The organism is Micromonospora sp. LOL_021, from assembly GCF_048060215.1.
Lineage (GTDB): Bacteria > Actinomycetota > Actinomycetes > Mycobacteriales > Micromonosporaceae > Micromonospora_E.
Genome location: NZ_JBHMIN010000018.1, coordinates 52,190 through 72,083 on the forward strand (window position 1 = coordinate 52,190; position 19,894 = coordinate 72,083).

The 19,894-nt window shown below is 69.9% G+C and carries 22 protein-coding genes and 2 pseudogenes; 11 read left to right on the plus strand and 13 right to left on the minus strand.

Annotated features, from left to right (window positions below; genetic code table 11):
• Nucleotides 1–209 precede the first annotated feature (209 nt).
• Nucleotides 210–1,187 carry a sporulation protein gene (locus tag ACFHWT_RS14285; RefSeq protein ID WP_416595080.1) on the minus strand — a complete coding sequence of 326 codons (978 nt, stop codon included), beginning with the start codon at nt 1,185–1,187 and terminating at the stop codon, nt 210–212.
• A 190-nt stretch (nt 1,188–1,377) separates the two neighbouring features.
• Between ACFHWT_RS14285 and ACFHWT_RS14290 the strand changes: the two genes are divergently transcribed.
• On the plus strand, nt 1,378–2,421 hold the full coding sequence (locus ACFHWT_RS14290) for a sodium:calcium antiporter (RefSeq protein WP_416595081.1): 1,044 nt from the start codon (nt 1,378–1,380) through the stop codon (nt 2,419–2,421).
• Between the two features lie 29 nt (nt 2,422–2,450).
• Here the strand turns inward: ACFHWT_RS14290 and ACFHWT_RS14295 are convergent, their stop codons facing one another.
• Both ACFHWT_RS14295 and ACFHWT_RS14300 read right to left on the minus strand, forming a co-directional pair.
• On the minus strand, nt 2,451–2,915 hold the full coding sequence (locus ACFHWT_RS14295) for an ATP-binding protein (RefSeq protein WP_416595082.1): 465 nt from the start codon (nt 2,913–2,915) through the stop codon (nt 2,451–2,453).
• A complete protein-coding gene (locus ACFHWT_RS14300; protein WP_416595083.1) occupies nt 2,902–3,774 on the minus strand; it encodes an MEDS domain-containing protein in 873 nt (290 codons plus the stop codon). Before ACFHWT_RS14300 ends, ACFHWT_RS14295 begins: the two co-directional genes overlap by 14 nt.
• Nucleotides 3,775–3,901: 127 nt before the next feature.
• Here ACFHWT_RS14300 and ACFHWT_RS14305 point away from each other — a divergent pair, with 127 nt between their 5' ends.
• The gene (locus tag ACFHWT_RS14305; protein ID WP_416595084.1) at nt 3,902–4,978 is read left to right on the plus strand and encodes a serine hydrolase; all 1,077 of its coding nucleotides are present in this window, start codon (nt 3,902–3,904) and stop codon (nt 4,976–4,978) included.
• Nucleotides 4,979–5,009: 31 nt separating this feature from the next.
• Here the strand turns inward: ACFHWT_RS14305 and ACFHWT_RS14310 are convergent, their stop codons facing one another.
• Entirely contained in the window at nt 5,010–5,468 is a 459-nt protein-coding gene (locus ACFHWT_RS14310; protein WP_416595085.1) for a hypothetical protein, read from the minus strand.
• Between the two features lie 258 nt (nt 5,469–5,726).
• Here ACFHWT_RS14310 and sthA point away from each other — a divergent pair, with 258 nt between their 5' ends.
• Nucleotides 5,727–7,130, plus strand: coding sequence for a Si-specific NAD(P)(+) transhydrogenase (gene sthA, locus ACFHWT_RS14315; protein WP_416595086.1), 1,404 nt, complete (start codon nt 5,727–5,729; stop codon nt 7,128–7,130).
• 31 nt (nt 7,131–7,161) lie between these two features.
• Here the strand turns inward: sthA and ACFHWT_RS14320 are convergent, their stop codons facing one another.
• From ACFHWT_RS14320 to ACFHWT_RS14335, 4 genes are read right to left on the minus strand one after another with little or no spacing between them, the layout of a single operon-like run.
• The gene (locus ACFHWT_RS14320; protein ID WP_416595087.1) at nt 7,162–7,782 is read right to left on the minus strand and encodes a hypothetical protein; all 621 of its coding nucleotides are present in this window, start codon (nt 7,780–7,782) and stop codon (nt 7,162–7,164) included.
• Nucleotides 7,779–8,651: a carbohydrate ABC transporter permease gene (locus ACFHWT_RS14325; protein ID WP_416595088.1), complete on the minus strand. Its 873-nt coding sequence runs from the start codon at nt 8,649–8,651 to the stop codon at nt 7,779–7,781. The genes ACFHWT_RS14320 and ACFHWT_RS14325 overlap by 4 nt, the downstream gene beginning before the upstream one ends.
• Nucleotides 8,648–9,607: a carbohydrate ABC transporter permease gene (locus ACFHWT_RS14330; protein WP_416595089.1), complete on the minus strand. Its 960-nt coding sequence runs from the start codon at nt 9,605–9,607 to the stop codon at nt 8,648–8,650. Before ACFHWT_RS14330 ends, ACFHWT_RS14325 begins: the two co-directional genes overlap by 4 nt.
• Nucleotides 9,608–9,638: 31 nt before the next feature.
• The gene (locus tag ACFHWT_RS14335; RefSeq protein ID WP_416595090.1) at nt 9,639–10,907 is read right to left on the minus strand and encodes an ABC transporter substrate-binding protein; all 1,269 of its coding nucleotides are present in this window, start codon (nt 10,905–10,907) and stop codon (nt 9,639–9,641) included.
• Nucleotides 10,908–11,106: 199 nt separating this feature from the next.
• Between ACFHWT_RS14335 and ACFHWT_RS14340 the strand changes: the two genes are divergently transcribed.
• The 5 genes from ACFHWT_RS14340 to ACFHWT_RS14360 all read left to right on the plus strand — a co-directional run bounded on the left by ACFHWT_RS14340 (nt 11,107) and on the right by ACFHWT_RS14360 (nt 13,400).
• Nucleotides 11,107–11,358 (plus strand): hypothetical protein, encoded by a 252-nt coding sequence (locus tag ACFHWT_RS14340; RefSeq protein WP_278168905.1) that lies wholly within the window; start codon nt 11,107–11,109, stop codon nt 11,356–11,358.
• Entirely contained in the window at nt 11,355–11,669 is a 315-nt protein-coding gene (locus tag ACFHWT_RS14345; RefSeq protein WP_278168906.1) for a type II toxin-antitoxin system PemK/MazF family toxin, read from the plus strand. Before ACFHWT_RS14340 ends, ACFHWT_RS14345 begins: the two co-directional genes overlap by 4 nt.
• A gap of 87 nt (nt 11,670–11,756) precedes the next feature.
• Nucleotides 11,757–12,359 (plus strand): sulfite oxidase-like oxidoreductase, encoded by a 603-nt coding sequence (locus tag ACFHWT_RS14350; protein ID WP_416595091.1) that lies wholly within the window; start codon nt 11,757–11,759, stop codon nt 12,357–12,359.
• Nucleotides 12,329–13,081 carry a ferredoxin reductase gene (locus ACFHWT_RS14355; protein WP_416595092.1) on the plus strand — a complete coding sequence of 251 codons (753 nt, stop codon included), beginning with the start codon at nt 12,329–12,331 and terminating at the stop codon, nt 13,079–13,081. Before ACFHWT_RS14350 ends, ACFHWT_RS14355 begins: the two co-directional genes overlap by 31 nt.
• Before the next feature lies 1 nt (nt 13,082).
• The gene (locus ACFHWT_RS14360; RefSeq protein WP_416595093.1) at nt 13,083–13,400 is read left to right on the plus strand and encodes a DUF6510 family protein; all 318 of its coding nucleotides are present in this window, start codon (nt 13,083–13,085) and stop codon (nt 13,398–13,400) included.
• Nucleotides 13,401–13,447: 47 nt separating this feature from the next.
• Here the strand turns inward: ACFHWT_RS14360 and ACFHWT_RS14365 are convergent, their stop codons facing one another.
• The 5 genes from ACFHWT_RS14365 to ACFHWT_RS14385 form a co-directional block, all read right to left on the minus strand.
• The gene (locus ACFHWT_RS14365; RefSeq protein WP_416595094.1) at nt 13,448–13,831 is read right to left on the minus strand and encodes a DoxX family protein; all 384 of its coding nucleotides are present in this window, start codon (nt 13,829–13,831) and stop codon (nt 13,448–13,450) included.
• Entirely contained in the window at nt 13,828–14,754 is a 927-nt protein-coding gene (locus ACFHWT_RS14370; RefSeq protein WP_416595095.1) for an RNA polymerase sigma-70 factor, read from the minus strand. Before ACFHWT_RS14370 ends, ACFHWT_RS14365 begins: the two co-directional genes overlap by 4 nt.
• Nucleotides 14,755–14,878: 124 nt before the next feature.
• Entirely contained in the window at nt 14,879–15,850 is a 972-nt protein-coding gene (locus tag ACFHWT_RS14375; RefSeq protein WP_416595139.1) for a 2'-5' RNA ligase family protein, read from the minus strand.
• Nucleotides 15,851–16,133: 283 nt separating this feature from the next.
• Entirely contained in the window at nt 16,134–17,138 is a 1,005-nt protein-coding gene (locus tag ACFHWT_RS14380) for a MerR family transcriptional regulator (protein ID WP_416595096.1), read from the minus strand.
• A 77-nt stretch (nt 17,139–17,215) separates the two neighbouring features.
• On the minus strand, nt 17,216–17,740 hold the full coding sequence (locus ACFHWT_RS14385; protein WP_416595097.1) for a GNAT family N-acetyltransferase: 525 nt from the start codon (nt 17,738–17,740) through the stop codon (nt 17,216–17,218).
• Between the two features lie 152 nt (nt 17,741–17,892).
• On the opposite strand from ACFHWT_RS14385, the pseudogene ACFHWT_RS14390 reads away from it, so the two are divergent.
• From ACFHWT_RS14390 to ACFHWT_RS14400, 3 genes and pseudogenes are all read left to right on the plus strand, one after another.
• A pseudogene (locus tag ACFHWT_RS14390) lies at nt 17,893–18,300 on the plus strand (ASCH domain-containing protein); the annotation flags it as partial.
• 48 nt (nt 18,301–18,348) lie between these two features.
• Nucleotides 18,349–19,032: pseudogene (locus tag ACFHWT_RS14395) on the plus strand (maleylpyruvate isomerase N-terminal domain-containing protein); the annotation flags it as partial.
• Between the two features lie 108 nt (nt 19,033–19,140).
• Nucleotides 19,141–19,812, plus strand: coding sequence for a hypothetical protein (locus tag ACFHWT_RS14400; protein ID WP_416595098.1), 672 nt, complete (start codon nt 19,141–19,143; stop codon nt 19,810–19,812).
• Nucleotides 19,813–19,894: the final 82 nt, after the last annotated feature.

The following is a 19,894-nucleotide window of genomic DNA, read 5'->3' on the forward strand; positions in this document are numbered from 1 at the left end:
CTACGTCTATGTCGCTCAGCATTGCAACGCTAGCTGTCGAATGACCCGGTCGAATTGCCGAACCGTCGGTGATCGGACGTCCGGAGTGGAGAATCAGGGTGCGGGTCGGAACTCTCTCCGTCGTGTGCCGGGTACCGCGGTGACCTGGCGGCATCGCGGCGTCGCCGGGCGTTGGCGCCCCGACCGGGGCGCCAACGCCCGGCGGATGGTCACTCCTCCTCGAACTCCTCTCCCGAGTCGTCGTCGCCAAACGAGTCGAAGACCTCGCCGGCGATCATCCCGCCGGCAAAGCCGAGCGCGGCGCCGCCGACCGCACCGGCGACGACCCCACCCATTCCCGACCCGCCATGGTGTCCACCGTGATGCCCGCCGTAGTGCCCACCGGGCGCGCCGTACCCGCCGATCAGCGACTGGCGCTGGGAGAGCGCCTGGCGTACCCAGGCGTCGACCTGGGCGGTCCAGTCCACCTGGTCGGCGTCTGCGTGGCTGACCCGGTAGCGGCCGTACGAGTCGTGCCCGGGCCGGAAAAGACCGCCGCGCTTGTCGAACTCCAGCACGACGTCGACGCCGTACTCGCTGGCCACGAAGGTCAGCTCGACCTCGTTGATGCCGCCGGCGTACTGGGGTGCGGCGTAGTACTCGATCTCCTGGTAGAACGGCAGGGTCTGAGGCACGCCGTGCAGCCGCCCGTACTCCAGGTCGGCGCCCTTGAAGGCGAAGCCGAGCCGGGCGAACGCCTCCAGGATGCGCTCCTGCAGCGGCAGCGGGTAGATGTGCACCGCGTCGAGGTCGCCCCGGTCGATCGCCCCCGGGATGGCGACCTCGGTCCGCAGACCCATGGTCATGCCGTGCAGGCGCTGCCCGTAGAGGTCGGTCACCGGGGTCTCCCACGGCACCGGGAACTGGAAGGGCAACGACAACTGCTGGCCTTCGCGCAGGTGGATGCCGCCGGACACGGGGAACCGGTGGAACTCGGCCAGGGCGTTGTGGTCCTCGCCGCCAGCTTCCACCTCCACCCGGGTGACCAAGCTGACCGTGATCTGGTCCAGCTGCACGTCGTGGCTGCCGCCGGTGATGTTCACCTGCCCGGTGAGGGCCAGGCCCGGCCGGGTGTTGGGGTTCTGCAGCACCGTGTCGACGCTGGGAGCGCCGATTCCCAGAGCACCCAGCATCTTTTTGAATACCACGTACGTTCCTCTCGTTCTTTGATTGACCGGCCCGTGTCCTGCCGGCTTCGGCACATCGGACATCCAGTGTGGAAACTGTGGGTAGTGTTCAGTTTATCCTGATCGACCGTGACGGGTTGTCGTGGGCGGTTGTCGGCGCGGTCCGGCGATATTGCATGTGACGGCCGGACAATATGAAAAAATACGTCTTATGCCGGATTTCGTGGTGACGGCGGACTGGCCTGTCTCCTGGTCGATAGCCGCGTTCGCGATCGCCGGGGTGGTGACGGTGGTCGGTGGGATCCGGCTCGTCGCCGTGGGTGACGCGCTCGCCGACCGGACCGGCTGGGGCGAGGCGGTCTTCGGCGCGGTCTTCTTCGGACTGGCGACCTCGCTGTCCGGGATCGTGATGACCGCGGTGACCGCGGTCAGTGACGCTCCGCAACTGGCCTACAGTAACGCCGTCGGCGGCATCGCCGCGCAGACCACCGCCATCGCGGTGGCCGACCTGTTCTACCGGCGGGTCAACCTCGAACACGCAGCCGCTTCGCTGTCCAACCTGCTCTTCGGCTGCCTGCTGCTGGCGCTGCTGGCCCTGGCGCTGCTGGCCACGTACACCCCGGACGGCGCGGTGGTGGGAGTCCACCCGGTCTCGATGATCATGGTCGGCTGCTACCTCGGCGGCGTCATGATCGTCCACTCCACCGACGTTACGCCCTACTGGCAAGCCGTCGACACCAACGAGACCCGCCGGGATCTGCCGCAGAGCCACGGCCTCCTCGACGATCGTCCGCTGCGTCGGCTGTGGGTGCGGTTCGCCCTCGTCGGGCTGGCCGTCGCCGCCAGCGGCTGGCTGACCGCCCTCGCCGCCGAGAGTTTGGTGCAGGCGACCGGGCTACGGGCCGGATTCGTCGGCGGGGTGCTCATGGGTCTGGTCAACGCGTTGCCGGAGACGATCACCGCGATCGCCGCGGTACGGCGTGGCGCGGTGACCCTCGCGGTCGCCGCCATCCTCGGCGGCAACTGCCTCGACGCGCTCAACCTGGTGGTCGCTGACGTCTTCTACCGCACCGGGTCGATCTACCACGCGGCCGGTCCGGACGAACTGTTCCTGACCTCTGCCGCGCTACTGATGACCACGGTGCTGCTCGGTGGGCTGCTGGCCCGGCAAGTCAGCGGCTGGGGCCGGTTGGGTTTCGAAGGAACCCTGCTGTTCGGCGGCTATCTCGCCGTGGTCGCGGTCCTGGCCTTTTGACACCAGCATCAGCACCACCGGACCGTCGGTCACCGGCCGGCCGGGCGGGCCAGGCTGATCACCGCGGTGACCACCGCCCCCGGCCCCGGTTCAGCGCGATCGATGATCAACTCGGTGCACAGCTGCCGGCAGATCCAGATGCCCCGACCTCCGGCCTGCGCCTGGTCCGGTGGAACGGTCCCCACCCGCGGGTCGCGCATCCCCGGACCGTCATCGCTCACCTGGCAGTACAGGATCTCGCCGCGGCGCCACAACCGGAGCCGGCCACTGCCGCCACCGTGGCGTATCGCGTTGGTGGCGAGCTCCCCGGCGACGATGAGCAGATGTTCGGTCTGCTCAGCCGAGATGTCCAGTCCGGGAGCGTGGGCGCTGATCGTGGCCCGCAGGCCGTACAGACCGTCCCGGTCGAACGGCTGGTCGACGGCACCGGCCGGGGACGGAGTGTCCGTCGGCCGTCCCCCGATGCCGAGCGAGGTGGGATCAGGGCTGCTCATGGCGTCTCTGTACCCGGAGTTGAGCTACGTCATCCGCGCCGACCAGGGACAGCACGGTACCGACCAGCCGTCGGCAGGACACCGTCATCCGGCGCGATCTCGGCAACGCCTGCGCGGCAGCCAGGATGATCCCGGCGCAGGCGCCGTCGATGTAGTCCAGCCCGGTCAGGTTGATGTGCAGGTGGCGGTCGATCCGTACCGACTCGGCCAGCGCCAGCTCGAGCACATCCTTGTGCCGGTAGTCCAGCTCACCGGCGACGCGCAGGCCGGCCGGGCTGTACTGCCGGCAGATCCGCAGCAGTGGATGCTCCAGGTAGACCTGAGCGGCGACGGTCCTGGGGTGGGCCCGGGCGGCGAACGCCAGCGTGACGGCGTCGAACCGCTCCCGGTCGTACTGGCAGATCAGACAGAGCTGGCCGTGTGCGAACAGGTCGGCGACCAGCGTCTCGAACTCGACCAGTTGATCGGCTGCGGCGGCCGGGCGGGTCGCCCAGCACATGTCGGCGGTCACCCGCAGGCCGGCGTAGCCCTCGTCGCTGGCCTGCCGCGCCTCCCGCGCGAGTGTCCGCACCATCGCCCCGGCGTCGGCCGGTGCCCCGCCGAGCAGCGACTCGGTGGCCGAGGCGATGCGCAGCTGGCCCCGGCGCAGGGCCGAGCCAGGCCGTACCGCGCGGTCGTGCAGCTCACCGGTGAGCTCGTCCGGGCTCACCGAGTCGGTCCAGCAGACCACCTTTTGCCCGGCCCGCAGCCCGCCACGCACGAAGGCCGCCACCAGGTCCAGTCGCTCCTCCTGGTCGGAGAAGGTGAGACAGGCATGGTCGCCGGCGCCGAGCGTGCCAACCGCTGCCGTGTCCGCCATCGTCGATCCGCCTTGTCCGTCATCGGGAGGATGCCCGCCACCTTATGCGTTGCACCCGGTCGTACCCGGACACGCCCCCCGTCGAGCCGTCGATTTGAACGTCCGCTGGGCGTTGCCCGTACCACCGGTGGCAGAGCAGACGGCACCGGATCTGGGGGCGCACGTGTTGATCGGAGAAGGCCCGGCCAGTGGTCGCGTCGCGGGTCGGTCCGGTCGGTTCGGGAACGCCCGGCATCCTGCCCGGCGAACCGCGACGTTCGGTCGACGCGCCCATTCCCGTGCCGGCACACCCCGTCGGTCACTGCTCGGCTTCGGCCTGTTCGGCCTGCTCACCGCCGGTGGCCTCGGCTACGGGTGGCGGGCTGCCGCCGGTTCGTCGGTGACCGGCGGTCGGGTGGCCGCCGGCGGGCCGGGTACGGTGGTCGCCGTGCCGACCTCTGCGGTGCCGACCCCGGACGTCGTGGCGGAGCAGCGCCGCCGGGCGGCGCGGGCGGCCCGACAGGTACGCGGGTACGCCGCCGGGCTGCCCGGCCAGTTCGGCTTCGCGGTGGTCGAGCGCGGTACCGGGGCCGGGTTCCGTACCGGTGATGAGCTCCAGTTCCAGACAGCGAGCATCGTCAAGGTGGAGATTCTCACTGCCCTGCTGTTGGACCGGGACGGGATCCCGTTGACCGCCGTGCAACGCGACTGGGCCGAGGCAATGATCACAGCCAGTGACAACGCGGCGGCCAGTGAACTCTTCGCCGCCATCGGTGGCGTCTCCGGACTGAACCGGGTCAATGCCGAACTCGGCCTGACCCGGACCCGGCCGAGGTCGGCCTGGGGGACGACCGTCACCACCTCAGCCGACCAGGTCCGGCTGCTCCGAGTGCTGGTCGACGAGGAGAGCCTGTTGCGCCCGGCGGACCGTGGACTGGTGCTGGACCTGATGGGTCGGGTGGTCGACGGACAGCGGTGGGGGGTGCCGGCCGGTGCCGGTCCGACCGGCTCCCGTACCTGGGTGAAGAACGGCTGGGACACCGTCAGCGATCATGACGGACGCTGGCTGGTCAACAGCATTGGGCGGATCGTCGAGGACGACCACGACTGGCTGGTGGCGGTGCTGTCCGACCACCACGACTCGCTGGATGCCGGCATCGCGGCGGTGGAACGAGCGGTGCGGATCGTCTTCGACACGTGGCGCCGGCCGGCCCCGGCCAGCTGATTCCTCGGCCGGCCGGCACCGTACCGGTGGGTCAGGCCGGGCCGAACGCCCGGTCGCAGGCCTCGCGTAGGTCGACCTGCGCGGCCGAGATCGTCAGGTTCCCCTCGATCGGCTCCTGGTCGGCGGCGGCCCGGACGGCGTCCACCAGGTCTTTTCCGCGCGCGGCCAGCGTGGCGTCGGTTGACGCCTGTGCCCGCCGGCCGATCTCCCGATTGACGTCGTGGTCGAGCTCGGCCGCGCTGATCTCCCGCAGATCCTGGCATGCCTGCCAGCCTTCGGTGTCGGTCGGTGGGGTCTGCGAGGTGCTCTCGCCGACTGTCGGCGCCGGTGTCGCCTGCGACTGCTCGCCCCTGGTCAGCGCGCCGATCCCGATGACCAGGACGGCCAGCACGACCGGCGCGGTGATCCACAGCCAGACCGGCCGGCGGCGGGATCGGCGGGAGGGGGAGAATCCAGAGTGGTCAGCAAAGGTACGGTGGGGGTGGCTCACGGTGGTGCCTCTCAGGTCCGTCTGGGGCGAGGGGTCCGTGTGGGGCGGGTCCTACTGGGCGAGGAAGCAACGGTCTACGGCATAGCGGACATCAACGCCTGTGCCGTCATATATTCATACACGTCGCGTTCGCATGGCGCACGTTGCCCCATAGTAGGCCTTTCGCTGCGGAAGGCAACCCGTCTATCTTCCCAGTTCGTCCGGACGGACGGGGGTGGCCGTAAGCAGCCGGAAACTCGGGCCTGTCAGACTGGGCCGGTGTATGACGTCGACGTGCTCGTGATCGGATCCGGCCCCAGTGGACAGAAGGCGGCGATCGCCGCGGCGAAGCTCGACCGGAGCGTCATGGTCGTCGAGCGCGCGCACATGCTCGGCGGTGTGTGCATCAACACCGGCACCATCCCCTCGAAGACCCTGCGCGAGGCCGTCCTCTACCTGACCGGCCTCAACCAGCGCGAGGTCTACGGTCAGAGCTACCGGGTCAAGGATCACATCACGGTCAGTGACCTGGCCGCCCGGACCCAGCACGTGATCGGGCGCGAGATCGACGTGACCCGCAGCCAGTTGACCCGCAACCGGGTAAGGATCATGACCGGCACGGCGCGGTTCGACGACGCGCACACCGTGGTCGTGACCGACGCCACCGGCCACGGAAACAAGGTCACCGCCGAGAAGATCGTGATCGCGGCCGGCACCCGCCCGGCCCGCCCGGCCAGCGTCGACTTCGACGAGCGGACCATCATCGACTCGGACGGCATCATCAACCTCGAACAGGTGCCGCAGTCGATGCTGGTGATCGGAGCCGGGGTGATCGGCATCGAGTACGCCTCGATGTTCGCCGCGCTCGGCACCGAGGTCACCGTGGTGGAGCGGCGGGACCGGATGCTCGAGTTCTGCGACCTGGAAATCGTCGAAGCGCTCAAGTACCATCTGCGCGACCTTGCGGTCACCTTCCGCTTCGGCGAGGAGGTGGCGTCGGTGCAGCGCCACCAGCGGGGCGCGGTCGCGGTGCTGGAGAGCGGCAAGCGGATCGCCGCCGACACCGTGATGTACTCCGCCGGGCGCCAGGGCGTCGCCGGTGACCTCGACCTGGAGCGGGCCGGCCTGACCGCCGACGCCCGTGGCCGGATCCAGGTCAACGAGAACTTCCAGACCACGGCCGGGCACATCTACGCGGTGGGGGACATCATCGGCTTTCCCGCCCTGGCCTCCACCTCGATGGAGCAGGGCCGGCTCGCCGCCCACCACGCCTGCGGTGAACCAGCCCGTGGCATGCCGCAGCTCCAACCGATCGGGATCTACACCATCCCGGAGATCAGCTTCATCGGCAGCACCGAGGACCAGCTCACCGACAACCGGGTGCCCTTCGAGGTGGGGGTCGCCCGCTACCGGGAGCTCGCCCGCGGGCAGATCGTCGGCGACTCGTACGGGATGCTCAAGCTGTTGGTCGCCCCGGACAGCCGGCAACTGCTCGGCGTGCACATCTTCGGCACCGGGGCCACCGAGCTGGTGCACATCGGGCAGGCGGTGATGGGCTGCAACGGCACTGTCGACTATTTCGTCGACGCCGTGTTCAACTACCCGACCCTTGCCGAGGCGTACAAGGTCGCCGCGCTGGACGCGATGAACAAGATGCGGCACCTCGCCCAGCTGCACGACTGACAGTCGGCTGGCCATCCGACGGACCAGAGGGTCACTCGGGCCCGGCCGGTGCCGCCCGACGCCGGTGCACCGCGACTGCGGCGAGCAGCACACAACCGGTCATCGGCACCACCAGCGGGACGAGCTGCCAGGTGACCAGGACCAGACCGGTCAGGGCGAGCGTCAGCAGCACCGTACCGCCGGGGTCGGTCCGCAGCGTGCGCGCTGCGGCGCGCAGCAGCGCCGGCCAGGCCGCGCCCGGATGCCAGCCAGCGGCGGCCCGCAACAGTACGGCGCCCAGGCCGACCGCGGTGAGCAGGCAGACCGCCGCGACCAGCTCACCGACCGGCAACTGGCCGGTGCGTACCACCGCCGCGTCGAACAGCAGCAGCAGCCCGGCGCCGACCGCCGCGAGCGACCACGGCCAACTGCCAGGCAGCGCGGCCCGCAACCGTACGCCGAAGGCGCCGAGCCGGGTGCTGCCGGTGCCGTCGACGTACGCCCGCAACTGCGCGCACCCGGCGGCCAGCGCGGCCAGCAGCGTGACCAGCGGCAGCAGGCTGACCAGCACCAGCACCCCGACCAGCAGGGTCTCACCGAACAACGCGAAGCGGGTGCCGCGCACACCGGCCCCGGTGGTGACGGCGAGGTCGTTGCGGCCGGTGGCGCTCACCCCTTCAACCCCGAGGTGGCGACCCCGTCGACCAGCAGACGCTGGAAGAACAGGAAGAACCCGATGACCGGCAGCAGTGCGAGCATCGACATGGCCATCAACGCACCGTAGTCGGACAAGGTGGTCTGATCGATGTAGAGCTGCAGCGCCAACGGCAACGGGTACTTGTCCGGGGTGCTGAGGTAGATCAGCGGGGCGAGGAAGTCGTTCCAGGTCCAGATGAAGGTGAAGATGGCCGTGGTGACCATCGCCGGCCGGGACAACGGCAGCACCACGTGCCAGAAGATGCCCCACGGCCCGGCGCCGTCGATCCGGGCCGACTCGTCCAGCTCGTGCGGGATGCCGCGCATGAACTGGACCATCAAGAAGACGAAGAACGCCTCGGCGGCGAGGAACTTGCCGGCCAGCAGCGGTACATAGGTGTCGACCAGACCGAGGTTCTGGAAGACCGCGTACTGCGGGACGATCAGCACGTGGAACGGCAGCAGCAGGGTCGAGATCATTAGTACGAACAGGACGGTCCGGCCACGGAACCGCAGCCGGGCGAAGGCGTAGCCGGCAAGGGCCGACGACGCCACCGTCCCGACCACGGCGAGCACCGCCAGCACCGCCGAGTTCCAAAAGAACCGCAGCACGCTGATACCGGCCATGCCCTCGGCCGCCCGCTGGTAGTTGCCCAGCGTCGGGTCCTGGGGAAACAGTTCCAGGCTGCCGACGATCGACCCGGACGGTTTGAACGAGGCGGAGACGACCCAGACCACCGGGTAGAGGATCACCGCCAGCAGCGCCACCGCCGCGAGGTGCCAGCCGACGCTGCCGAGACGTCGCCGCCGGGTGGCGGCGCCCGCCGTCCGGGTCGCCGGGTTCAACGGTTGTCTCCCGAGTAGTGGACCCAGCCACGGGCGGTCCGGAACAGCATCGCGGTCACCAGCCCCACGCCGAGCAGTAGCATCCAGGCCATCGCCGAGGCGTAGCCCATCCGAAAGTCGGTGAAGCCTCGGTCGTAGAGGTAGACTGTGTAGAACAGGGTCGAGCCGGCAGGGCTGCCGTTGCGGCCGCCGATGACGTACGCCGAGGTGAAGATCTGGAACGAGTTGATCGTCTCCAGCAGCAGGTTGAAGAACAGCACCGGCGAGATCATCGGCAGGGTCACCGACCAGAAGCGACGCCCCCGGCCGGCGCCGTCCACCTCGGCGGCCTCGTACAGTTCGGCCGGCACCTGCTTGAGCCCGGCGAGGAAGATCACCATCGGCGCGCCGAACTGCCAGGCCGCCAGCAGCACCAGCATGAGCAGCGAGAAGTCGGGATTGCCGACCCACCCGCCGGTACCCAGGCCGACCGAGCTCAGCAGTCGGTCGACCACGGCGTCGTCGCTGAACAGCGCCTTCCAGACGATGGCGACGCTGACGCTGGCACCGATCAACGATGGCCCGTAGAACGCCGCCCGGTAGAAACCCTGGCCGCGGCGGCGCTGGTTGAGCAGTATCGCCACCGCCAGCGCCGCGGCGAGTTTCAACGGTACGGCGAGCAGCACGTACCCGGCGGTGACCCGGACCGACTGCAGCCAGCGGTCGTCGTCAAAGAGTCGGCGGTAGTTGTCCAGCCCGACCCATTCCGGCGTGGTGAACAGGTTGTAGTCGGTGAACGACAGGTACAGCGAGGCCGCCATCGGGCCGACCGTCAGCAGCAGCATGCCGACGATCCAGGGGGACAGGAACAGGTAACCGGCCAGCGGGTCGCCGTTGCGGCGACCCGGTGGGGGCGTCGCCGGTCTACGGCGGTCGGCTGCCGCGGGCCGGGCGGAGTCGACGGTGGAGCTCGTCATCGGATTCCTCGGGGTCGTCACCGCGTCCGGATCAGGGTTCGAGGATCTCCTCGGCTTCAGCGAAGAGCTGGTCGACCGCCTCTGCCACGCCGATCCGCCCGTAGTGCAGCTCCTCGCTGATCCGGATGAATGCCGCCTCGATGCTGCCGGCACCGCGCGGTGGTGCCGGTGGTGCCTGGGTGAGCTGGTCGGCGATGGTCTCCTCGTAGCCGGCCACGGCTGCCAGCGGCCCGTCGAGTTCGGCCGCGTCCCGCTGGGCGTTGGTGGCCGGCAGGCCACGGTTTCCGCCGAAGATCCGACCCACCTCCGGGTCGTTGATCATGAAGGAGATCAGTCTGGCAGCCGCCTCCGGATGCTCGGTGTCGGCCGACGTGCTCAGCAGCATCGCCGGCTTGAGGTACTGGCCGAGCTGCCCGGGGTTGTTGCTGGGCACCGGCCCCAGCCTGATCTCGGTGTCGGTCTCACCCGCATACCGGGTGAGGAAGTTGTCCCAGCTGAGGTCGGAGGCGGCTAGGTCGTCGACCCACAGGGAGGCCGGTTTGATCTGGACGGCGGTCTCCACCGGCAGGACCACGTCCTGCTCGATCAGGTCCATGCCCTGCTGCCAGAACCGCGCCAGCCGTTCCTTGCTGAAGCCGAGGCGGCCGTCCTCGGTGAACAACGCGCCGCCCTCCTGACGCAGCTGCGCCTCCAGGTTGTAGATCACTCCGGTGTAGTTGCCGCCGCCGTAGGTGCCGGTCTCGGCCTTGATGGTGGCCATCGCGGCGTGGTAGTCGTCCCAGGTCCAGCCGATCGCTGGCGCGGGCACCCCGGCCTGCTCGAACAGCGTCGGGTTGTAGAACATGCTCCATGTGTTGCCGCCTACCGGCACCGCGTACAGCGTGCCGTCGACCTCCCCTGCGCCGTCGAAGCCGGCCAGCAGGTCGTCCAGAACGAGGTCTCCGCCGACGTGCTGGTCGAGGCCGCCGAGCACCCCCCGGTCGGCGTACTCACGCAGGTAGGAGAAGTCCATCTGCAGGACGTCCGGCATGTTGCCGCCGGCGGTCTCGGTGGTCAACTTCTGCCAGTACGCCTCGTACTCCTGGAAGCTCGGCGTGACGGTGATGCCCGGATTCTCCGCTTCGAACAGGTCGATGGCCTGCTGCATCAGGTCGGCCCGTTCGGCGTTGCCCCACCAGGAGTAGCGCAGCTCGACCCCGCCCGACTCGGTGTCGTCGCCGCAGGCGACGGTGCCGAGGGCGACCAGCGAGAGGGCGGCAACGATGGCCAGTGACCTGGTGAATCGTTTCAAGATTGCCATCGGAAACCTCCGGATCCGAACTGACCAGCAGGTGCGTACCCAGGTGTTACGGGCCACAGGAAGCGCTTGTCAACGTAGGTTAGGAGTCAGTTACATGTGCGTCAATGGCCAACTTGAACGTTACAACTCCGCGACATGCCGGCCGACCCGGGCCGGGGTCGGGGCGGCACACCGGCCAGCCGGGTCGTACCATCGCGGCATGGCAGAGATGGTCACCCTGCGGCTGAGCCCGCAGACCCTGGCCAGGGCGCGGGCCGCTGCCGAACGGGACGGGATGACGCTCTCCGACTGGATCGACCGTGCCGCCCGCCGGGAAGCGCGCCGCGACGCCGCCCGGGCACACGAGGAGTGGCTGGCCGCCAACCCGGAGGTCCGCGACGAACTGGACGGCTTCGACGAACTCGCCGACACGCTGGAGTCCGGCTGGTCCGACCTGTCTGACGCGGCGTGAACCGCGGCGAGATCTGGACCGTCGGCGAGCGCTCCGACCTGCGCTACCGGGTGGTGGTGCTATCCGGCGACACACACAACGAGCGACCTAGGGCCGCCCCGTACTGCGCGCCGATCGTCCGCCAGCGCGGCGCCACCAGCCTGCCGCCGTTCGTGGTGCCGCTGGCCGAGACCGACCCGCTGTCCGGGGTCGTCGTGGTCAACCGGATGCGCCGCATCTCCGGCCGATCCGGCGCGGAACGGGTCGGCATGGTCACCGGTGCCAGCATGGCCCGCCTGGAAGAGGCGATGCGGGACCTGTTCGACCTCTGACGGGGCGCGTCGCGGCCCGGCGCCTCGGACGGGTGCAATCCCCGCCGACGCTGGCGCAAGCGCCCAGGCGGATGGTACGACGGTCCGATGGGTATCGTGTCGCCCGGATTCCAGGGCCGTCCACGTTCTCCCGGCGCTGTCACCCTGCCGCCGGGCCAGTATCTGACCGAGGACTTCCCGGTGCTGTCCGCCGGTCCGACCCCGCGTATCGACATCGCCGGCTGGCAGTTCGTGATCACCACCGAGGACGGCACCGAGCAGCGATGGAGCTGGCCGGAGCTGCTCGACCTGCCCAGCGAGGACGTCACCGTCGACCTGCACTGCGTGACCAAGTGGTCCAAGCTCGGCACCCGCTGGCACGGCGTCTCCCTCGACACCCTGCTGGCCGACATCGACACCAGCGCCGACTACGCCCTTGCCCACTCGTACGGCGGGTACACCACCAACCTGCCGCTGGCCGACCTGCTCGACGGGCAGGCATGGATCGCCTACCGCTACGACGACGCCGACCTGAGCCCGGAGCACGGCGGCCCGGCCCGGCTGCTGGTGCCGCACCTGTACTTGTGGAAGTCGGCCAAATGGGTGCACGGCATCCGGCTGCTGGCCGACGACGAACCGGGCTTCTGGGAGACCGCCGGCTACCACGATTACGGTGACCCATGGCGCGAGCAGCGGTACCAGGGCGACTGAGCTGGCGGGTGGCCCACCTCGCCGCCGTCCGCGACGAGACGCCGACTGCCCGTACCCTGCTGCTCGACGTGCCGGACTGGCCCGGACACCTGCCCGGCCAGCACGTCGACGTGCGGCTCACCGCCGCCGACGGTTACCAGGCACAGCGCAGCTACTCGGTCGCCAACGCGGCCGACGGCGACCGGGTCGAGCTGACCGTGCAGCGGGTCCCCGACGGTGAGGTCTCCGGCTACCTGGCCGGCCCGTACGCCGTCGGCGACCCGGTGGAGATCCGCGGACCGGTCGGCGGATGGTTCGTGTGGCGACCGGACACGACCGATCCGGTGCTGCTGATCGCCGGTGGCTCCGGCGTCGTGCCGCTGATGGCGATGATCCGCGCCCGGCGGGCCGTCGGCAGCCGGGTACCGTTCCGGCTCATCTACTCGGTGCGTACACCGGCCGACATCTACTACGTCGACGAGCTGCGCCGCCGCGCCCGCGACGACGCCGGTCTCGACGTCAGCTACGTCTACACCCGGCAGGCGCCCGAGGGCTGGCCCGGCCAGGTCGGCCGGATCGGAGTCTCCCGGGTCAACACCGACGGTTGGCCGGCGATGCTCGAACCGGCCTGCTATGTATGCGGGCCGACCGGCTTCGTGGAGACGGTCGCCGACATCCTGATCGCCCTCGGGCACGACCCCCGCCGCGTCCGCACCGAACGATTCGGACCCACCGGAGGTTGACATGACCGACCAGCGCGTGACGTCGGTACTGCCGGACGGACGTCACCTGATCGACGAGCACCACCTGGACGGAAACGCGCTGGCCGGTCCGCTGGCCGAGATCTTCGCGGTGGACGTCACCACCGCGATTGGCCGCTGCGCCAGTTGCGGGCGGGCCGGGCCGCTCGCCGCTCTGATGGTCTACTCCGACGCGCCGGGCCTGGTCGCCCGCTGTCCGCACTGCACCGGGGTGCTGCTGCGGCTGGTACGCGGCCCGGCCGACGTCTGGCTCGACCTGCACGGCGCGCTGAGCCTACGGATCACCGTACCGGCAGGTTGAGCCTTCCCGGATCCGCCGGGCCGACCGGCCCGGCGGAGCGGATCGGCTCAGCCGGTGAACGGCGCGGGACCGAACCGGCCCCAGGCGACGAAGGCGGCCATCGCGGCATAGACCAGGTCGGGCAGGACCGTCAGGCGTTCGCCGCGTCGCCGCCGCATGATCGCCGCACCGGTGAACAGCGCCGCGACACAGACGGCGGTTACCGGCACCAGGACTGGGGCGATGCCGAGCACCGCCGGCAGGATCAGCCCCGCCGCCGCCAACAACTCCAGGATCGTGATGACCCACAGCGCGCGGGGACTGAAGTCCATCACCCACTCCCCGGCCCGACCTATCGAGGCGAGCTTCTCCCGGGGCACCAGCACCTTCCCGGTGCTGACCACCATGGCGACGGCCAGCCAGCTGGTGATGATCCACAGTACGAGATTCATGGTTCCCCTTTCGATCGGCGACGAGCGGCACGTACCACAGCGTTCGAATCGCCGACCGGGCCCAGATGCCGCAGCTTGTCCGGATTGGCGATGGAGTGAATCGCGCGCACCTGGTCGTCGGCGATGTCCAGCCCGACAACCCCGATCAGGTGCTCCTGCGCGTCGTAGGCGGCAACGCCGGGTTGACCGTTGACCGAGGCCGGCCGCAGCCGGACGCCGAGGTCCGGCAGCCGGGGCAGCCAGGCCGCCAGGGCCCGGGCCACCCGGGTACGCCCGTACAGCGGCCGCGGTAGCGCGGGCACCTTGCCGCCGCCGTCGCCGTGCAGCGCCACGTCGTGCGCCAGCAACTGCTCCAACGCCGGCAGGTCGCCCTGCTGGGCGGCAGCGAAGAACCGTCGGGCAAGCTCGTCGCGTTGCCGCCGGCTGGCGTGATAGCGCGGTCGGCGCGCGCGAATCTTCTCGCGCGCCCGGGCGACCAGGTGCCGGGTGCCGTCCACGTCGGCACCGACGATCTCGGCGACCTGCGGGTACGGGTAGTCGAACACCTCGCGCAGCAGGAACGCGGCGCGCTGCTGCGCTGAGAGGCTTTCCAGCAGGACGAGAAAGGCCAGCGACAACGAATCGGCGGTCTCCGCCTGCTCGGCCGGTGTGGGGTCGGTGACCAGTGGCTCGGGCAGCCACTCGCCGACGTAGCGCTCCCGTCGGGCCCGGGCCGAGCGGAGCTGGTCGATGGCCAGCCGGGTGGCCAGCGTGGCGGCGTACGCCCGGGGTGAGCTGATCGCCTCGCCCCGCAGCGCGCTCTGGTGCATCCGCAGGAACGTCTCCTGCGTTACGTCCTCGGCCTCGCTGACGCTGCCGAGCATCCGGTAGGCGATGGTGAACGCCCATGGGCGCAGTTCGTCGTAGATGTCGGTGGGCGACATGGCCGGCTACCGCCGCCGTTCGCTACGGGTCGTCATCGGATGGTCTCCACTCGTTGTCCTCACCACCACAGACGAGACACCCCGACCCACCATGACAGGGTGTTAGCCGGGTCACAGCGCGACGCTAGTTGATCGCAAGATGGAGGATCAGGAAGAGCAACGCGGTCGAGAGCAAGAGACCGCCGGTGAGGAAACTGACCGCAACCGGCCTTGTCCGCCGACTGTTCCCGGGCGCCGTGAACATGACCGTGGTCGTGCCCAGGGAGATCAAGACGGCCATCCCGATGTAGACCGGCGTCTGGTGGAGCCACGAGTACAGCACGAAATGCATCGAGGTGATCGCCGCGAACGCGAAGGGCACGAGGGTGTACTGCTGTTTGGCGGTGAGATAGATCAGGAATGGCAACCCGAGGAGTTGCGAGGTCCCGATCAGTACCGACAGTTGCGTGATCCCGTCGGCTACCGGCCGCTCCTGACCGATCGCTCCGATCAATGCCGGAAGGGCCAGAGCTGTGGGTAGAGCAACCGTGCCTTGAAAGAGCGTGGCGAAGGCCGCCACGCGTTCTGCCAGCAGGATCATGGCCCAGCGCCGCTGGCCTTCCCGGCGCAGTTCGACCACGTCAGCGGATTGGATGGTTGCGGTGACCGGGTGGAGGTACCGAAGGCTGGCAACTCGCTGGATAAGGGATTGCGTGTCGGCCGAAGAGTCGTGGTAGGCAATGCTGACGTGCGGGACGAACCCGCCTGCCCCGTCCGGGTAGGGTCGCCGGCCTTGCGCACCCCGGCGGATGGATTCGCGGATGAGGTCACGGAGCCCGCGGACCGGTTCCGGCGGACCGGCACTGAATCGGACGGCTTCTGGCGATCCGGCGAGCGGTCCGACCTCGACCGGGACGGTGCGTAGGTCGACGCAGCGTCGCCGTACGTGGTCGACTACCTCCGCTGCCACGTCGAGTGAAACTTCGTCGGTGAAGGCGAGTCGTTGAATGGTGATGTGCAGGCTGGCCGTCGGGACCAGACCGAGGTGGGGCAGGTCGCGCCGCCGATCCTGACAGTACGCCGCTATCGCGGTGAGGGACGGGACATGGCCGACCAGCTAGTGGTAGGAGCGCCGGCCCGTCGTCCAGCCCGGTCGGTCCCAGTGGTCGACCATCCGTTGGGCCTGCTGGACCTGGATCCGCTCCTGGCCGGCCCAAGAGCGTTCGCGTTCGTGACCGATGCGTGGTGGCGCGAACTGTCCGTGGATGATCGATACTGGACAGTACCCACCTGGTGAATGCCGTCTCCGTCGACAGGGAAATGTCAAGAGGGAGGTAGGGGATGGTCCCCGCGACAGGAAGCATCCCTTCCGGTAACGCGGGAGCGCCGCCCCGTCCCGATCAGCGACGGTGATCGCAGGCTGGTAGGGCGGACGCGCGCAGCGCCTCGGCCAGCCACTCGAACGGGAACCGTTCCGGCTCCACGCCGTTGACGGCGGTGACCAGCGCCATGTACCGGTCGAACGGTCCTTGCGGCTCCGGCGGCGTACGGTCCCACTCCGCGCCGGCGAGCATGTGGTCGGCCGTCTGGATCCGGAACTCGGGGGTGTCCGGCATCCCTGGGCTGTCCGGTGTCGCGAAGATGCCGGTCAGCCAGCCCATCCACCGGTCTGCGATCTCCCGCCCTTGTGGCGAGTCCGGTGGCACCTGGTCCCGTGCCGCGTCCATCGCCGCCTGACCGATCGGCATAGCCGCTTCCATTCGGTCCAGCATCGGTGACGAGGTCATCAGCGGCCCGGCCCCAGTGGTGCACACCTCGTGCAGTTCGCGGCGCACGGCCTGTCGGGTCTCGGGGTCCCGGATCAGCTCGGCCAGGTCGATCCACGCCTCCAGTTGCGCTGCGGTGGGATGTTCGGGCAGCACCGGCCGGGCCGCGCGCCACCACTCGACCATCTTTTCCGGCGGTTCCCAACCAGTGGACACCTCGGTCCAGAACTCGTCGATCAGCCGGTCGCGTTCCTCGTCCGACATCCCGGCCAGCTTGTGCATCAGGGTCACCTGCTCGGCGGTGGAGTCCTGTCGGAGGATGGTCGACAGCACCGCGCGGCGGCTGCGTAGCCGTGCCTCCTGCCGGGTGAGCAGAGCCAGATGGGCCGCGGCCAGCTCGTGCAGCGTCGCCTCGCCGGCCAGCACCCGCCGGATCTCGTCCAGCCCGGCGTCGAGTTCCCGTAGCGTCCGGACCAGTTCCAGCCGGGCGATCGCCGACACGTCGTACAGCCGGTGACCGGCCGGCCTACTGGCGGCCGGCGTGACGACACCGGCGTCCGCGTAGTATCGGACGGCGCTGACGCTCAGACCGGTGCGTCGGGCGACATCCCCGATGGGGTACAGCTCGTTCATGTCCACGGCGCCCACTATGCGATCTCAAGCGGCTTGAGATGCAAGCTTTGTCGGGTCGCGCCCGCAGCGGTACGCCAGATTCGTTACACCGACCCCTGCGGCGCGGAACCGATCGGCTTGACCATCTGCTGAGCGGTGACCGTGAATCCGGTCGACTCGTACAGTCTGCGGGCCACCAGGTTGTCTCCGAAGACGTTCAACCCGAGCCGGGTGACTCCGCGCGCGGCCAGCACCGGCTCGACAGCGGCCAGGATGGCCCGTCCATACCCGTTGCCGCGTTGGGCGGTGTCCACCTCGATGTTGTAGATCCAGGCCGGCCGTTCCAGGTCGCCGGAATCCGGCAGTCCGACCCAGATCCAGCCGACCGGTCGCGCGTCGGCGGCACCGGCCGGCCGCGCCACGAGGAACAGCATCCGCTCGGTGGCCAGCCCGTCGGGTAGCAACTCGGCGTGCTGGCGGCGGGACTCGGCCAGCGCCGTCGCGGTCGTGGCCCGCCCGGACCGCAGCAGGCTGCCGGCATAGCCCGCCACCAGCGCGGGAATGCGTACGTCGTACTCGTTCTGGGTCATCGGGTGCAGCGATACGGCACGCCCATCTGACGTCGTCACCGGCACATCGTGGCGTACCTGGTCGTGCCCAGTCACGTCAATTGCGCGACGGCCGTTGGCGGGCAGCACACGATCGCCGGCGGGACCAGCGGCACCGCCGCCAGTAGACTGCGGCTGTGGCGACCGACGCGGACCGTGGTGCCGGTCAGGACGTGCCGCATCACCTCGACCATGTACCGAAGGCCCAGTTCGCCTTTCCCGGGCCGCTGCGCGACCGGCTGGTCGCGGCAATCCTCACCGGCGAGAAGACTTCCACGTCCGGGCTGCTGTGCGAGTACGAGGACGGGCCGCTGCCGGTCGTAGGGGAGCGGTCTGTGCTGGTGGATTCGGCGGACCGGCCCTGCGCGGTGCTGGAGACCACAGAGGTACGGGTGGTCCCACTGGCCGAGGTAGACCTAGCTCACGCCGTCGACGAAGGTGAAGGGTTCACCGACGTCGCCGGCTGGCGCCGCGCGCACATCGACTTCTGGCAGTCGGCACCGATGCGGGCTGCCCTCGGTGACGAGACGTTCACCGTTGATGACCGGACGATGGTGGTGGCCGAACGGTTCCGTGTCGTACAGCGGATCTGGCGGTCCGACGAGGTGGCCCTCGCCTACGCCGCCGAGAGCCGGGCGGCGGTCGACGCGCTCCGGGCCGTACCGGAGGCGGACTTCGATCGGCCGACCGGATGCGCGCCGTGGACAGTCAAGGAACTGCTTGCACACACCGTGATCGCGTTGTCCCGTACCGTCGAGATGCTCGACGACAGCGCACCCGCCGCCGGTCCTGACGGTCCGGTGGACGCGGTCGGCTACTACGCGCCCGACGCACGGTTCCGTCCCGATGCGGACGGCGGGCGGATCGCCGACGCTCAGCGGTGGGCGGCGGCCCGTACGGTCACCGCCGCTGTCGACGAGCTGGCGGCGCGGGCGGCGACCGCCGCCACCCGGGTCGCGGCGCAGCCGCCGGACCGCCTGGTCGTCACCCGGCACGGTGACCTGATGACGCTGACCGACTTTCAGGCCACCCGGGTCGTCGAGCTCGCGGTCCACGGTGTCGACCTGGCCGACGCCCTCGGTGTGGCGTCGTGGCTGACCGCCCCGGCGGCGGACCTGGTGGTGGCGCTGTCGGCGGGCACCACACTGGCACCGCTGCGGGCGGCGCGCGGATGGGACCGGCCGACGTTGGTACGCGCGGTCACCGGGCGGGTCGAGTCAGGTGACGTGGATCCGGCGGAACTGCATCCGCCGGGGGTGCGCTCACCGTTCTTCGGCGGCACGCACCGTCCCACTGTGGTTGGCGAAGAGTAGCGGGACCGACCTGCCCTCGAAGCGCCTTGCGACTGCCCGTAGGTTGACAGCGACAAGGCCACAACGAGACCCTTTCGCGATTCTGACTCTTGCTGCTGGAGGTTTGCCGTGGACTGGTCCCTCGGAAACATACTGATTCTGCTGGTCGTGGTGTTGCTCGGCGCAGTCGCCGGGTGGCTCGTGATGAGCCGCCGGTCTGCGGCCGGCAAGGATGCCCCGGTGAAGCCCGAGGCGACTGCCGCCGTCGAGCCGCCGACCGCTACCTCGGAGGAGCCGTCGCCGGCCGAACCGGCCCGTCCGGAACCCGCATCGCCGGCCGATCCGGTCAAGACCGAACCCGCCACCGAGGTTCCCGCCGAGTCCGCCGCGGTTGCCACGGCCGAGCCGGCCAGTGTCGAGCCGGTCACTACCGCCGAAGCGGCCAGCCCTGAGCCGGCCAACCCTGAGCAGGTGCCGGCAGCCGAGTCGGCCACCGCCGCTGAGCCGGTCGCCGACTCGCCCACCGCTGCCGAGCCGCCCACCGCCGCTGAGCCGGTCGCCGACTCGCCCACCGCTGCCGAGGCTGGACCGGCGGACGACTTCCGACGCATCGAGGGCATCGGGCCGAAGATGGCCGCCGCCCTGCAGTCCGCCGGGATCCGCACGTACGAGCAGTTGGGCGCGACCGATGAGGCGGCGCTGCGCGCGGCGGTTCGCGCCGCCGGCGTACGGGCCACCGCCAGCCTGCCGACCTGGCCGGCCAAGGCCCGGGAGTTGGCCGCGGCGCGCTCCGCAAGCTGACCGGGTACGGCCCGGCGCCAGAGTGGACCGACGTCGGGTGACCTAGGTCCCGGCGATCGGGGACGTACGGCGGCAGCGTCCG